Genomic DNA, 13,497 nt, shown 5'->3' with positions numbered 1-13,497 from the left:
CGGCGGAAGCGACCGCCAGGTCGACACCCAGGACCGGCCGGATCCCCGCCTGCTGGCAGGCCTGGACGAACTTGACCGCGCCGTAGGTGCCGTCGCGGTCGGTGAGCGCGAGCGCGTCCATCTCGTGCTCCACGGCGCGCTCGACGAGGACGTGCGGGTGCGAGGCGCCGTACTGCAGGGAGTAGCCGGAGGCCACGTGGAGATGGACGAACGGGTCAGGCGACACCGCTGTGTCCGAAGCCGCCGTGTCCGAAGCTGCTGTGCCCGGACGTGTGGCTGGCGACCGCCGGCGCGTGGGGCACCAGCCCCAGCGCCTGCTCGATGACGGCCAGGAAGCGGTCGGAGTCGCGGACCAGGTCGTCGGCCTCGCGCTCGGTCACCGCCCGGGTCGAGCCGGCCTCGGCTGCGGCGCGCTTGCTCGCGCCGGCGGCGAAGAACCGGGCCCACTCCTCCAGCTCGGGGGCCACCTCGGTCAGCAGGACCCAGGCGTTCTTCTGCCGACGGGCCCGGGGAGCCGGGTGGGCCCGTGCGGCCAGCAGCGCAGCGGCCGCTCGCAGGGCGGCCACGTGGGCGCAGGCGTAACGGGTGGGCACGTCGCGTGCCGCGATCGACTCCTGCAGGGACTCGGCCGCGCGGGCGAGGTAGGCGTGGGTGGTCGCCGGCAGCAGGTGCGGGTTGAGGGTCGGGGCCGTTGCTCGGGTCATCTCGTCCACCTCAGTCCGCGCAGCCGACGAGCTGCCAGCTGCCGTCGGCCCACGAGAAGGACAGGTCGAAGACGCCGGACCGCTCGGATCCGGTCGCCCCGGAGCCACGACCGGCCTCCACGCGCCACAGCTCACGCTCGACCAGCAGGTCGGCGCCGGCCGTCGGCGGGCTCGCAGTCAGGGTGGCGCCGGCGTCGTCGGAGCCGATCACGGCCCGGGCCCCGGAGGACTGCCACCACGGAGCCGTCTCCACCCAGTGGGCCAGCACCTCGCGGACCTTCCACAACCGACCGCGCCACAGGAACTGCTCGGGCCCCTCGGTCTCTCCCCGTCGCACCTCGACGGGGTCGTCGTACAGCCTCATGCGTGCCTCCTCACCACTCGTCGACCCCGCCACCGGCCTCGGTGACGATGGGGGTCGAGGTCACCGCCACCGAGGCCAGTCCGAACAGATGTTCGAACAAGGACCAAGGTACACGGACCCACCGACAGCGGGTCAAGAGGCGATCGCGACGAGAAGGAGAGGAGAGGGTGCGAGACCCTCAGTGCGCGCGCAGGTAGGCGCTGGTGTCCCGGCGCCAGAGGAAGAACACCAGCACGGCGTACAGCAGCATCGACAGCGCCGAGAGGCCGACGAACAGGACCGGCAGGTGGTTGAGCAGGCCCAGCGCGGCCACGAGCACCCCGAAGAACGCCATCAGCGTGAGGACCAGTCGCGCCCAGCCGTGCCCGTCGACCAGGAAGGCCGCGAGCACGGTCGCCAGCAGCAGGAAGACCACCAGCGACACCACTGCGAGCGGCACGAACTTGGGCACGATGGCGCTCTCCCGCAGCGCGTCGATCCCCCCGGACGCCAGGATCTCCTGTGCGGACGGGTTGCCCTTGGCCCACGAGAGGATCACCTCGTCGAGCTGTACCCACGTCAGCAGCGCGGTGACCGCGCTGACGAGCACGATGGCGATGAGCACCTGCACTGCACGCTCGACGGACGTGGGCACCTGGCGACGCAACAAGACTGTTCCCCTCAGGAGTCGAACGGTGGCTAGGCTCCCGGCATGGCGAGCGAGCATCCGTCGGTCATCAGTTTTCGAGACGAGCTGACCCGGCGCGGCGGCACCGGTGACGTGGTCATCCTGCCCGATGCGGTCCACACGGCGGCACTCGCCGCGGAGGCGCTCGGCTGCGAGGTCGGCGCGATCGCCAACAGCCTCCTCTTCGACGCGGGCGGGGTGCCCGTCCTGCTCCTCACCTCGGGCGCGCACCGGGTCGACGTGGGCAAGGCCGCCGCCACGGTCGGCGTGCCGGCCCTCGCGCGGGCCACGCCGGACTTCGTCCGACGGCACACCGGCCAGGTCATCGGCGGCGTCTCCCCCTTCGACCACCCCACGCCCGTGGGCACCTGGATCGACACGGACCTGCGCGCGTACGACGTCGTGTGGGCCGCCGCCGGCCACCCCGCCGCCGTCTTCTCCACCACCTTCGACGAGCTGGTCGCGATGACCGGCGCCACCGAGATCGCGGTGGCGTGATGGACTCCCTCTCGCTGGCCTTCACGGGAGGCTGGGCGAGCGGCATCAACGCCTACCTCGTCGTGATGGTGCTCGGCATCGCCGACCGGGTGGGCCACGTCGCCGACATCCCCGACGTGCTGGCCCGCTGGGACGTGCTCGCGGCGGCCGGGATCATGTTCACCCTCGAGTTCGTCGCCGACAAGATCCCCTACCTCGACTCCACCTGGGACGCGGTCTCGACCGCGATCCGGCCCACGGTGGGTGCCGTGATCGGCGTCCTGCTCGCCGGCGACGCGACGTCGCTGGACCAGGCGGTCCTCGGGGTCGTCGGCGGCGGCACCGCGCTGCTCTCGCACCTGGTCAAGGCCGGGAGCCGGCTCGCCATCAACTCCTCCCCCGAACCCGTCACCAACGTCACCGCCAGCGTCGCCGAGGACCTCACCGTCCTCGGGGTCGTGTGGGTCGCGATCGAGCACCCCCAGGCCGCCGCGGCGATCGCCGCGGTGCTGCTGGCCGTGGGCCTCATGGCCCTCGTCGTCCTCGGCCGGTTCGTGCGGCGCGGCTGGCGCCGGTGGAAGCGGCGCGAACCCGTCCTCCAGGGCTAGGCCGCGACGAGCGGGACGCCGTACGCCGCGAGGCCGAGCCCAGCGCGGGGCGGGGGGTCACGGGCCCTAGGGTGCTCGCCATGGCGCGCGTGGTGGTGGTGGGTGGCGGGTTCGGCGGCCTCGCGTCGGCCGCCCGGCTGGCCCGGCTCGGCCACGAGGTGACCCTCGTCGAGCGGTCGCCCGCGCTGGGTGGCGCACTGTCGACGGTCTCCACCGACCAGGGCTTCGGGTGGGACGCCGGACCCACCTCGACCCTGCTCCCCGCCGTCCTGCGCGACCTCTTCCGCAAGACCGGGCGCCCGCTGGAGCGCGAGCCGGGTGGCGTCGACCTGGTGGCCCGGGACCTGGTCCGGGAGCACCGCTTCGACGACGGGTCGGTCCTGCGGCTGCCGGGGGGCTCGCGCGCGGCCCAGCTGGCGGCCTTCGACGAGCTCGGGGCGGGCCTCGGCGAGCAGTGGGTCGGCCACGTCGCGTCCTACTCCGACACCTGGGACCTGCTGCGCCGCGACTACCTCGAACGGCCGTGGGACCCCACGCTGGCCCCGAAGGCCCTCACCGACCTGCTGACCGGCCGCGAGGTCCTGCACCGGCGGCTGCGGCGAACGTTCCGTGACGAGCGGCTCCGGCTGGTGGCCGGACACCCGTTCGTCGCCGACGGCCACGACCTGCGCAACGTGCCGGCCTGGCTGGGCGTGCTGGCCTACGTCGAGCAGCGCTTCGGCGCGTGGACCGTCCCGGGGGGCATGGCCACGCTCGGCACGGTCCTCGCCGAGCGCCTCGGCACCCGCGGCGTCACCGTGCTGACCACCACGACCGCCCACGACGTCGTCCTGCGCGAGGGCCGGGTGGCGGCCGTCACCACGTCGGCCGGCGAGCTGGACGCCGACCGCGTCGTCTGCGCCGTCGACCCGCGCCGGCTGCCGACCCTCGCCCGGTACGTCGAGCGCACCATGCCGGCGATCCCGCCGGTCGTCTGCCACCTCGGCCTCGCGGACGCCCACACCCTGCCCGACCTGCCGCACGAGGTCGTCCTGCACGGCGACCCGATGCTGGTCGTCCGCACCGGCGGCCGGGCACCCGAGGGCGCCGCCGCCTGGACCGTCCACGGCCGTGGCCGGCTCGCCGAGGACATCCTCCGGGCGCTCGCGCGGCACCGGATCGACGTGCGCGACCGGGTCGTCGTACGGGTCGACCGGTCGCCGCGCGACCTCGTCGACGACTGGGGCGGATCGCCGCTCGGCGTGCTGTGGCAGGGCCGGGCGACGGTCCGGTCGCGGCTCGGCCCGACGACGCCGGTGCCGGGCGTGTACGCCGCGGGGGCGCACGCCACCCCCGGCTCCGGGCTGCCGTTCGTGGGGCTCTCGGCCGCGCTCGTCGACCAGGCCATCGGCCCGGCCTGAGCCCGGGAGTCCCTCAGACGAGCGTCCAGGTGACGGTCACGGCGCCCTGCACCGCCGTCTCGCCCGGCTCCAGCCCGGCCCCCGCCGCCTTCAGGGCCACCGGTGCGGGTCCCCCGGCCCCCGTCGGCAGTCCCTCGACGATGGCCACCACGTCCCCGAGGTCCGCCCCGGCGAGGGCGGCCAGGTGGGCGGCGTGCGCCCGGGCGTCGTCCCAGGCGGCCTCGGCCGCCGTCGAGCGCGCACCCGTGGGGTCGCTGACGTCCAGCGAGACGCCGTCGACCACCAGGGCGTCGCCGACCGCGTCCGCGAGCGCCGTCACCAGGTCACCCGCCTGCTCCACCGAGGTGCAGCGGATCGCCAGCGAGTGCCGCGCCTCGAAGCCCGCGGGGCGCCCCTGCTGGTCGTGCCAGGGCCAGACGCTGAGACCCGTCGACCCGGGCACCAGGTCATGCTCGCGGGCCACCTCGCCGGCCCGGTCGGCCGACGCCGACACCCCGGACAGCGCGCCGGCCACGCCGGCGGCACGATGGACGGTGGCGACGCGGACCACGGCCGAGTCGGGGACGACGGAGGCGACACCGTGTCCGGTCACGGTGACGGTGCGGAGGACGGTCATGGGTGCACCGTAGCGACCTCAGCGGTGGTGGGTCTCCGGTCAGACGGTGATGCGCAACGCGGAGAAGATCTCCCGCGTCGCCTTGGACCGGTTGAGCGTGTAGAAGTGCAGCCCCGGGGCCCCTGCGGCGAGCAGCGCCTCGCACAGCTCGGCCGCCATCGCGATCCCCTCGGCGCGCARCCCGGCCGGGTCGTCCTCGTACGGCGCGAGGCGACTGTGCACCGCCTCGGGCACGGGGTGGCCCGAGAGCTCGGCCATCCGCGAGACCTGGCGCAGGTTGAGGATCGGCATGATCCCGGGGAGCACCGGGATGTCCACGCCCACGGCGCCCGAGCGCTCGAGCAGGCCGGCGTAGTCGTCGGCGGAGAAGACCATGTCGGTGATCGCGAACTCGGCACCGGCCTCCTGCTTGGCGAGCAGCACGCGCGCGTCCTGCTCCAGGGACTCAGCCGACGGGTGGCCGAGCGAGAAGGCCGCGACCGCGACCGCGAAGTCGCCCCGGCGGCTCGCCAGCGCGACCAGCTCGCTGGCGTGGGTGAGACCGCCCTCGGTGGGCACCCAGTCGGCCCGCGGCCCGTCCTGGGGGTCGCCGCGCAGGGCGAGCACGTTGGCGACACCCGCCGCGGCGTAGCTGTCCAGGATCGACTCGAGCTCCTCGCGGGTGTGGCCCACGCACGTGAGGTGGCCGACCGGCACGAGCGACGTCTCGCGGGCGATCCGTCCGGTGATGCGGACCGTGGTGTCGCGCGAGGTGCCGCCGGCGCCGTACGTCACGGAGACGAAGGTGGGGTCGTAGGGCTCGAGCTCGGTGATGGCCCGCCAGAGCTGCTCCTCGCCCTCCGCGTCCTTGGGCGGGAAGAACTCGAAGGAGAACGAGCGCTCGCCGCCCTCGATGCGCTCCCGCATGCTCCGTCCGCGTCCCTGGGTCATGCTCCAACCCTAGGTACCGAGGGGGCGCGGGACCGCATCCGTCCACTGGTTAGGCTCCCGGAGTGACCAGCCCGGTGAGCACCCAGTGGGACCCCGCCGACTTCCGCGACCGGATCCAGACGGTGCTCGACGCCTTCCTCGACGAGCAGGCGAAGACCCTCTCGCCCCTGGGCGACGACGCCGCGCGGCTCATCGCGGAGGCGCGCACCAGCGTCCGCGGCGGGAAGCGCTTCCGGGCCGCGTTCTGCTACTGGGGCTATCGCGCCATCCACCCCGACGTCGCTGACGAGGACGCGCTGGCCCGCGCCTGCGCCGCGCTCGAGCTGCTGCACGCGAGCGCCCTCGTGCACGACGACTACATGGACGCCTCCGACACCCGGCGCGGGCGACCGGCGACCCACCGGGCCTTCGAGGCAGAGCACCGCGGGGCCGGGTGGCGCGGACGCGCCGACCAGTACGGCGCCGCGGCCGCGATCCTGCTCGGCGACCTGCTCCTGGGGTGGTCCGAGGAGCTGCTGCGCCGCTGCGGGCTGCCGCTGGCGAGCGTCGTACCGGCCCTCGAGGTCTTCGACCTGTGCCGTACCGAGGTGATCGCCGGTCAGTTCCTCGACGTGTCCGTGCAGGCCCGCGGGCGCGCGGACGTCGACACCGCGATGACGGTGCTGCGCTACAAGTCCGCCAAGTACTCCATCGAGCGACCGCTGCACATCGGGGCCGCGCTGGCCGGTGCGACGCCCGCGCAGCTGGAGGAGCTGAGCAGGTTCGGGCTGCCGCTCGGCGAGGCGTTCCAGCTCCGCGACGACCTGCTCGGGGTGTACGGCGACCCCGCGACGACGGGCAAGCCGGCCGGCGACGACCTCGTGGAGGGCAAGCGCACCGTGCTGGTCGCCCTGGCCCTCGACGGCACCGACCGCGACGGCGCCGGGCGCCTCGACGCCGCGCTCGGCACCAGCCTCGACGAGGCCGCGGTGGCCGAGCTGCGCGACATCATCGACCGCTCCGGCGCGCACGCGCAGGTCGAGGAGGTCATCGCGGCCCTGGCCGACCGGGCGGTCGCGGCGCTGGAGACCCCCACCGTGGACGACGCGGCCCGGGGCGTCCTGCGCGAGCTGGCCGCCGCTGCGACCCAGCGCACCGTCTGACGGACTCTCGGACCCGACGCCTCCGACCGGGCTCAGTCCAGGCTGGGCAGCCCGGCCACCTCGGGCCCCTCGCCCCGCAGGAGCACGGCGAACGGCACACCACGATCGGCGTGCACCCGCGACCCCAGGACGGTGAGCGCGATGTCGAACGCCTTCTCGTCGCCCCGCGCGAGCGTCGCCCAGCCGTCCCACAGCAGCACCACGCCTTCGGCACCGGCCCCGATGTCGTGCAGGCAGTCGGCGAGGGCGTCGAAGTTCTGGCCGTACCAGTCGGGGAAGGCGAGCGCCTGCCCCACCGCTGCGAGGAAGTCGGCCTTGCCGTCCTCGACCCAGCCGTCCACGTGACCCAGGGCCCAGCCGGCGTGCTCGACGGTGCGGCGTACGTCGTCGACGTCGAACGTGCCGTGCCACAGGTAGGTGCCGGGGTCCACCCGGCCGGCCAGCAACGCCGCGAGTCCGCTCATCGCACGATCCTCTCGAAGGACGCGTAGTGGTCCCCGGTCCAGTAGAGCTCGCCGTCCCGGCCGGCCACGATGCGGCGCGCGCCGCGGTCCTCGGAGCCGGGTGTGGGCACGGTGTACTCGGTGTAGTAGCCCTGCGGTTGGTCCGGGAGGAGCTCCTCCCGGTTGCCGAAGGTGCCGCCGTCCTCGTCCTCGGGGAACGGTCCGCCGGCGTCGATCAGCTCGACGGTGTCGGCCGCCTCGGGCGGCAGGTCGACCAGCCGCACCTGCGACAGCCCGCTCGCGTCATCGGCCGGTGGGTCGGCCCCGGGGGTGCTCCCGCTCCCCTGGGTCCACCACACGACGACGGCGACGAGGAGCGCGAGCAGCAGCCCGAGCGCGTTCCGCTGCCCTGTCCGCATGGCCGGTCAGGCTACCCGCGTCAGAAGCCGAGGACCTGGGCGCGACGCTTGACCTCGGAGCCCCGGTTCTCCCGCAGGGCGTCGATGGGACGGCCCGGGAGGTCGTCGTCGGTGAAGATCCAGGCGATGCACTCGCGGTCGTCGAAGTGACGGTCGTGCAGCAGCGTCAGCAGCCCGGGCAGACCCTTGACCACGAGGCCGTCCTGGATGAAGTCGGCCGGCACCCGGGGGCCGGCCCCGGGGCTGGACACGGCCCCGGCCAGCTCGTGGTCCTTGATCATCGTGCGCACCTTGGCGGGGGTGACACCGAGGGCATCGCCGACCTCGTCCCAGGTGAGCCAGGTGGGGACGAGGGCAGCCAGATCGGCCTCGGACAGGGGTACGTCGCTCATGGGACGCAGTTTTCCACGCGGGGGCTCCCGGGGCCGATTCACGCCCCCCGGCGACACGCCCGGCCCGGGCCCGGCTGGTCTGGACCGGGTCCCGGTGCGTACCGTCGAACGCTCGCCGCGACGCCTTCCCCTCGGTCTCCGATGAGTCCGGGCGACGCAGCGAGGACGAGGAGAACCGTCGTGCGACGACCCCTGATCGCGGCCACCGCTGCCGCGGCGGCCCTGATGCTCGCGCCGCTCTCGCCGGCAGCCGCCGACCACGAGCGGCTGCCCGATGGCCGCCACCTGAAGACCTACACCGTCAAGGCCGGCGACACCGCCACCGGGCTGGCCGTCCGCTTCCACGCCTGGACCGCCGAGCTGATCTCCCACAACCACCTCGACGCCTCCGGGCGGCTGCGCGTCGGCCAACGGATCGAGATCCCGGTGGTCACGAGGGCGCGGGACAAGGACCGGGACAAGGACCGCGACAAGGGCAAGCACCAGCACGGGGGCACGGGCGGCACCGGGGGCTCGTCGGGCTCGTCGGCCGGCCACCCGTCGCGCGACCGGGTACGCCGCACCATCACCCGCGCAGCGAAGTACCGCGGGGTGGACCCGCAGCTCGCGCTCGCCATCGGCTGGCAGGAGTCCGGCTGGCAGATGCACCGTGTCTCCAGCGCCGGGGCCGTCGGCGCGATGCAGGTGCTGCCCGGCACCGGTCGCTGGATGGAGCAGTACGCCGGTCGCGACCTGCGCCTGAGGGTCCTCAAGGACAACGCCACCGCCGGGGTGCTGCTGCTCGGCGTCCTCGACGACCACACCCGCAACCGCCGGCACCAGGTCGGCGCCTACTACCAGGGGCTCGGCGCGCTGCAGGAGCACGGGCTGTACGGCGAGACCAAGGCCTACGTCGCCAACGTGCTCGCCATCAAGGAGCGCCTCGAGGCCGGTCGGCCGCCGGCCTGAGCGGCGTACCGGAGCGGGCAGGACGCAGCCACGCCACGCCGGGGCGAGGCGCCGGGGCGGTGTCGGGGCGCGCGATTCGTACGATGGGGCCTCCGGATCCTTCCCCGTCCGGTGATGGAGGTCGAGCTGTGGAGCCACGCGACGAGCCGACCGGGTCCGGTCGCGGCCCGGCGCGCGGTGCTGCCGAGAGGCGCACCAGCACCGATGCCCTCGTCGRCCGCCTCCTCGACCGTCGCTACCGGATCGGGGGACGCATCGCCCGCGGTGGCATGGCCAGCGTGTACGAGGCCACCGACATCCGCCTGGACCGGACCGTCGCCGTCAAGGTGATGCACCCCGGCCTCGGCGACGACGACGACTTCGCGCAGCGCTTCGTGCGCGAGGCCCGCGCGGCCGCCCGGCTCAACCACCCCCACGTCGTGGGGGTCTACGACCAGGGCGATGACGACGGCACGGTCTTCCTGGCCATGGAGTACGTGCCCGGGCACACCCTGCGCGACGTGATCCGCAAGGAGTCGCCGATGGCGCCGCTGCGGGCGCTGGCACTCCTCGAGCCGGTCGTGTCGGCGCTGGCCGCGGCCCACCGGGCCGGGCTCATCCACCGCGACGTCAAGCCGGAGAACGTCCTCATCGCCGACGAGGCCCACGGCGGTGGGGTCAAGGTCGCCGACTTCGGACTGGCCAAGGCCGTCAGCGCGGACACCCAGCACACGGCCACCGGCGGCGTCCTCATCGGGACGGTGTCCTACCTGGCTCCCGAGCTCGTCGTCGACGGCCGGGCCGACGCGCGCGCCGACGTGTACGCCGCCGGCGTCGTCCTCTACGAGCTGCTCACCGGCCGCAAGCCGCACGAGGGCGAGAGCCCCATCCAGGTCGCCTACCGGCACGTCCACGAGGACGTCCCCGCACCGTCGGCGCTCCAGCCGGACCTCCCGGCGTACGTCGACGCGCTCACCGCCCGCGCCACCAGTCGCGACCGCACCCAGCGCCCCGCGGACGCCGGCGTGCTGCTGCACCAGATCCACCGCGTCACCCAGGCCCTGCGCGAGGGCGTCACCGACGACCCCGAGCTGACCGCCGACCTGGCGCCCGTGGCGCCGTACGTCGACGACAGCATGGACGCGGAGACCGACGAGGACACCACGCCCGAGCCGTTCGACCCGGTCGAGATGGCCAACCTCAGCGCCCGCCTCCAGCCCCCGCCGGGCGACCCGCGGGCGGAGATCGTCGAGGACCGCCACCACACGACGGTCTTCGACCGCAGCACCGTGAAGACGGCGGCGGCGGGCGGTCCGCCGCCCCGGAGGCCCGCCGGCCGTCGGCCGTCCCGCCAGCCCAGCGTGCCCGCGCCGGTGGTGACGACGGCGCGCTCGAGGTCGGTCAAGGGACCCCTCGCGCTGCTGCTCACCGTGCTGCTCGTCGCCGCCCTCGGCGGCGGGGCGTGGTGGTTGGGGTGGGAGCGCTACACCGTCACCCCCGGGGTGCTCGGCGTCGACGCGGCCACGGCCGCCGCCGAGCTCGACAAGGCCGGACTCGACGCCGAGGAGGGCGATCCCCGCTACTCCGAGACCGTGGAGGCGGGGCTGGTGCTCGGCACCGACCCGGAGCCCGGGGACCGGGTGCTCGACGGCGGCACGGTCACCCTGGTCATGTCCCTGGGACCGGAGCGCTACGAGGTGCCGGCCCTGGCCGGGCTGACCGAGGACGAGGCCCAGGACGCCCTCGACCAGGGCAACCTGGCCTTCGGGGAGAGCAGGGAGAAGTTCTCGGACTCGGTGCCGGCAGGTCAGGTGATCAGGTCGGCGCCCGCCACCGGCAAGATCCTCAAGCCCGACGCGCCCGTCGACCTGGTGCTCAGCAAGGGCCGGCGCCCTATCGACATCAAGGACTGGACCGGCGAGGACGCCGAGCAGGCGACCACCGCCCTCGAGAGGCGCAAGCTGGTCGTCGAGGTCGCCGGCGAGGAGTACAGCGACACGGTCGACGAGGGCGACGTGATCTCGCAGAACCCGACCGCCGGGCCGCTCTACAAGGGCGACACCGTGCAGCTCGTCGTCTCCCGGGGGCCCGAGCTGGTCGAGGTCCCCCAGGTGAAGGCGATGGGAGTCGAGGCCGCCACCGACCGGTTGGAGGCGCTCGGCTTCGAGGTCGACGAGCGGAGGTCGGACCTGTACCTCGGGCTCGGCTTCGTCGCCAGCACCGACCCGGGGGCCGGCGCGATGGTCCCGATCGGCAGCACGATCACCCTCTCCCTGGTCTGACCGTCCCCCTCCCTAGGGTGCTGCCATGGACCCGGCGACCCGCAACCCGATCGGCACCCACGTGACGGTCGGCAAGGGGCTCGTCGCAGGAGCCCTCGCCCAGGTGGCGGACGTCGGCTACGAGACCCTCCAGGTCTTCACCGGCAACCCGCGCGGCTGGGCGCACTCCCCGGGCCGGCCCGCGGAGGACGAGCGCTTCCGCGAGGAGTGTGCGCGGCGCGGCCTGCGGGCCTTCATCCACGCGCCGTACCTCGTCAACCTCGGCTCCCCCACCCCGCAGACCTGGGAGCGCTCGGTGGGCGTCGTGGCCCACACCCTGCGCCGCGCGGTCGAGATCGGCGCCGAGGGGGTGGTCGTCCACACCGGCTCGTACGTCGACCCCACCGGATCGCGGGAGCAGCACGACGCCGCGATGCGACGGGTGCGGGAGGGGCTGCTGCCGGTGCTGGAGGCGCTCGACGGCGAGGACGCCCCGTGGCTGCTGCTGGAGCCGACCGCCGGGCAGGGCCGGTCGCTGTGCGCGGGCGTCGACGACCTCGAGCCCTACCTCGCCGCCCTCGACCTCCACCCCCGGGCCGGGATCTGCCTGGACACCTGCCACGTCTTCGCCGCCGGCGCTCCGCTCGACGAGCCCGGCGGGGCGACCGCGACGGTCGACCGGATCGTGGAGATCGGCGGGGCCGGGCGGCTGCGCCTGATCCACGCCAACGACTCGATGGACGTGCGCGGCGCCTCCAAGGACCGGCACCAGCGGATCGGTGAGGGGCACATCGGCACCGACGCGTTCCGCGAGCTGTTCGCCCACCCGGCGACCGAGGGGGTGCCGTTCATCCTGGAGACGCCGGGCTCGCGCGACGCGGGCAACCCGGACCTCGAGGTGCTGCGACGGCTGCGGGCGGAGGCGGCGACGTGAGCGAGCGGCGTACCTCCCTGCTCGCGTCCCTGGCCCTGCTCGCCATGACGGCGACCTGGGGCTCGACGTTCTTCCTCATCAAGGACCTGCTGGAGCGGGTGCCGACGCTGGACTTCCTGGCCGTGCGGTTCGCGATCGCGAGCGCCTTCATGCTGCTCGTGGCGCCGCGCGCGCTCGCGCGGCTCTCCCCCGCCGTACGCCGCCACGCGGTGGTCCTGGGCGTGCTGTACGGCGTCGCGCAGATCCTCCAGACGGGCGGGCTCGCCCACACCCCGGCCAGCGTCAGCGGCTTCATCACCGGGATGTACGTCGTCCTGACCCCCGTGCTCGCAGCGGCGATCCTGCACACCCGGATCACGGCGGTGACCTGGGCGGCCGTGGTGCTCGCGACCGCCGGCCTGGGCGTCCTGACCCTGAGCGGCCTGAGCCTCGGGTACGGCGAGGCGGTCACGCTGGTGTCGGCCGTCCTCTACGCGCTGCACATCGTCGGGCTGGGTGCCTGGTCGACGCCGCGGGACGCCGTGGGCATGTCGATCCTGCAGATCATGGTGATCACCCTGGTGTGCCTGGTGGCGACGATCCCCGACGGGATCGTGCTGCCGTCCACGGGTCGGGACTGGCTGTCGGTGGTCTACATGGCGGTCTTCGCCGGCGCGCTCGCGATGCTGGGCCAGACCTGGGCGCAGGCGCACCTGCCGCCCACCCGCAGCGCGATCATCATGAGCATGGAACCGGTCTTTGCGGCGTCGTTCGCCGTGTGGCTCGGTGGGGAGGGCGTCACCCCCCGGCTCATCGTCGGCGGCCTGATGGTGCTCACCGCGATGCTGGTCGTGGAGCTGGTGCCGCGACGCAGGGTCGAGGCCGAGGTCTCCCACATCGCCGTCTAGCCCGGGCGCCGCCTTGCGCCACCGCCTAGGGTCGTGCCCATGAGCACCTGTGCACGGTGCGGCCATGAGCTCGGGGTGGGCCGCTTCTGCACCAACTGCGGGCACCCGATCGGCCAGCCCGTCCCCGAGTCCGAGGTGCTCCCCCGCCTCGAGGACGCGCCCGCCGGGACGACCGACCGCTCCCCCGTGGAGCAGCGGCCACCGTGGCTGCTCGCCGTGATCGGTGCCGTCGTGGTCCTGGTCCTCGTCGTGGTGCTCGCCTCCTGCCTCGGCGGCGACGACGACCCGCCGGAGTCCGCAGGCACCCGCAGCGACCCGGCCACCGG

The 13,497-nt window shown here is 74.2% G+C and carries 18 protein-coding genes and 1 pseudogene; 10 read left to right on the top strand and 9 right to left on the bottom strand.

From position 1 onward, the window contains the following. The 4 genes from AC1DQF_RS19005 to AC1DQF_RS18990 form a co-directional block, all read right to left on the bottom strand. The coding region (locus AC1DQF_RS19005) for a PHP domain-containing protein (RefSeq protein ID WP_477526792.1) at positions 1 to 226 on the bottom strand (226 nt) is incomplete at its 3' end. After that, positions 216 to 704 carry an SAV_6107 family HEPN domain-containing protein gene (locus AC1DQF_RS19000; protein ID WP_477526791.1) on the bottom strand — a complete coding sequence of 163 codons (489 nt, stop codon included), beginning with the start codon at positions 702 to 704 and terminating at the stop codon, positions 216 to 218. The genes AC1DQF_RS19005 and AC1DQF_RS19000, both read right to left, overlap by 11 nt. A gap of 10 nt (positions 705 to 714) precedes the next feature. Beyond that, entirely contained in the window at positions 715 to 1,068 is a 354-nt protein-coding gene (locus AC1DQF_RS18995; RefSeq protein WP_477526790.1) for a DUF6504 family protein, read from the bottom strand. 178 nt (positions 1,069 to 1,246) lie between these two features. After that, the gene (locus tag AC1DQF_RS18990; RefSeq protein WP_477526789.1) at positions 1,247 to 1,702 is read right to left on the bottom strand and encodes a hypothetical protein; all 456 of its coding nucleotides are present in this window, start codon (positions 1,700 to 1,702) and stop codon (positions 1,247 to 1,249) included. Between the two features lie 57 nt (positions 1,703 to 1,759). On the opposite strand from AC1DQF_RS18990, the gene AC1DQF_RS18985 reads away from it, so the two are divergent. From AC1DQF_RS18985 to AC1DQF_RS18975, 3 genes are all read left to right on the top strand, one after another. Beyond that, a complete protein-coding gene (locus tag AC1DQF_RS18985; protein ID WP_477526788.1) occupies positions 1,760 to 2,233 on the top strand; it encodes a YbaK/EbsC family protein in 474 nt (157 codons plus the stop codon). Continuing rightward, a complete protein-coding gene (locus AC1DQF_RS18980; protein WP_477526787.1) occupies positions 2,233 to 2,820 on the top strand; it encodes a DUF4126 domain-containing protein in 588 nt (195 codons plus the stop codon). Before AC1DQF_RS18985 ends, AC1DQF_RS18980 begins: the two co-directional genes overlap by 1 nt. Before the next feature lie 80 nt (positions 2,821 to 2,900). Next, positions 2,901 to 4,220 (top strand): phytoene desaturase family protein, encoded by a 1,320-nt coding sequence (locus tag AC1DQF_RS18975; RefSeq protein WP_477526786.1) that lies wholly within the window; start codon positions 2,901 to 2,903, stop codon positions 4,218 to 4,220. Positions 4,221 to 4,233: 13 nt separating this feature from the next. Here the strand turns inward: AC1DQF_RS18975 and AC1DQF_RS18970 are convergent, their stop codons facing one another. Together AC1DQF_RS18970 and metF are read right to left on the bottom strand one after the other, a co-directional pair. Further along, the gene (locus AC1DQF_RS18970; RefSeq protein ID WP_477526785.1) at positions 4,234 to 4,836 is read right to left on the bottom strand and encodes an SIMPL domain-containing protein; all 603 of its coding nucleotides are present in this window, start codon (positions 4,834 to 4,836) and stop codon (positions 4,234 to 4,236) included. 39 nt (positions 4,837 to 4,875) lie between these two features. Further along, positions 4,876 to 5,766, bottom strand: coding sequence for a methylenetetrahydrofolate reductase [NAD(P)H] (gene metF, locus AC1DQF_RS18965; RefSeq protein WP_477526784.1), 891 nt, complete (start codon positions 5,764 to 5,766; stop codon positions 4,876 to 4,878). Positions 5,767 to 5,828: 62 nt separating this feature from the next. On the opposite strand from metF, the gene AC1DQF_RS18960 reads away from it, so the two are divergent. Continuing rightward, positions 5,829 to 6,908, top strand: a complete 1,080-nt coding sequence (locus tag AC1DQF_RS18960) for a polyprenyl synthetase family protein (protein WP_477526783.1) — start codon at positions 5,829 to 5,831, stop codon at positions 6,906 to 6,908. Between the two features lie 32 nt (positions 6,909 to 6,940). Here AC1DQF_RS18960 and AC1DQF_RS18955 read toward each other — a convergent pair whose 3' ends face one another. From AC1DQF_RS18955 to AC1DQF_RS18945, 3 genes are read right to left on the bottom strand one after another with little or no spacing between them, the layout of a single operon-like run. Continuing rightward, the gene (locus AC1DQF_RS18955) at positions 6,941 to 7,372 is read right to left on the bottom strand and encodes a barstar family protein (RefSeq protein WP_477526782.1); all 432 of its coding nucleotides are present in this window, start codon (positions 7,370 to 7,372) and stop codon (positions 6,941 to 6,943) included. Continuing rightward, on the bottom strand, positions 7,369 to 7,770 hold the full coding sequence (locus AC1DQF_RS18950) for a guanyl-specific ribonuclease (protein ID WP_477526781.1): 402 nt from the start codon (positions 7,768 to 7,770) through the stop codon (positions 7,369 to 7,371). The genes AC1DQF_RS18955 and AC1DQF_RS18950 overlap by 4 nt, the downstream gene beginning before the upstream one ends. 20 nt (positions 7,771 to 7,790) lie before the next feature. Next, entirely contained in the window at positions 7,791 to 8,162 is a 372-nt protein-coding gene (locus AC1DQF_RS18945) for an Rv2175c family DNA-binding protein (protein WP_477526780.1), read from the bottom strand. 180 nt (positions 8,163 to 8,342) lie between these two features. On the opposite strand from AC1DQF_RS18945, the gene AC1DQF_RS18940 reads away from it, so the two are divergent. From AC1DQF_RS18940 to AC1DQF_RS18915, 6 genes and pseudogenes are all read left to right on the top strand, one after another. Continuing rightward, positions 8,343 to 9,110, top strand: a complete 768-nt coding sequence (locus AC1DQF_RS18940; RefSeq protein ID WP_477526779.1) for a transglycosylase SLT domain-containing protein — start codon at positions 8,343 to 8,345, stop codon at positions 9,108 to 9,110. Positions 9,111 to 9,352: 242 nt separating this feature from the next. Then, positions 9,353 to 11,158, top strand: a pseudogene (gene pknB / locus AC1DQF_RS18935) (Stk1 family PASTA domain-containing Ser/Thr kinase); the annotation flags it as partial. Beyond that, entirely contained in the window at positions 11,153 to 11,371 is a 219-nt protein-coding gene (locus AC1DQF_RS18930) for a PASTA domain-containing protein (protein ID WP_477526793.1), read from the top strand. The pseudogene pknB and the gene AC1DQF_RS18930, both read left to right, overlap by 6 nt. A gap of 25 nt (positions 11,372 to 11,396) precedes the next feature. Then, positions 11,397 to 12,284, top strand: coding sequence for a deoxyribonuclease IV (locus tag AC1DQF_RS18925; protein ID WP_477526778.1), 888 nt, complete (start codon positions 11,397 to 11,399; stop codon positions 12,282 to 12,284). Beyond that, positions 12,281 to 13,171, top strand: coding sequence for a DMT family transporter (locus AC1DQF_RS18920; protein WP_477526777.1), 891 nt, complete (start codon positions 12,281 to 12,283; stop codon positions 13,169 to 13,171). Before AC1DQF_RS18925 ends, AC1DQF_RS18920 begins: the two co-directional genes overlap by 4 nt. 39 nt (positions 13,172 to 13,210) lie before the next feature. Then, positions 13,211 to 13,497: hypothetical protein (locus AC1DQF_RS18915; protein WP_477526776.1), on the top strand; the 287-nt coding region annotated here is incomplete at its 3' end.

Source organism: Nocardioides sp. P4_G4 (assembly GCF_056401085.1).
Note: the sequence above shows the minus strand (reverse complement) of the source record. Positions and strands in the feature narration are given on the sequence as shown.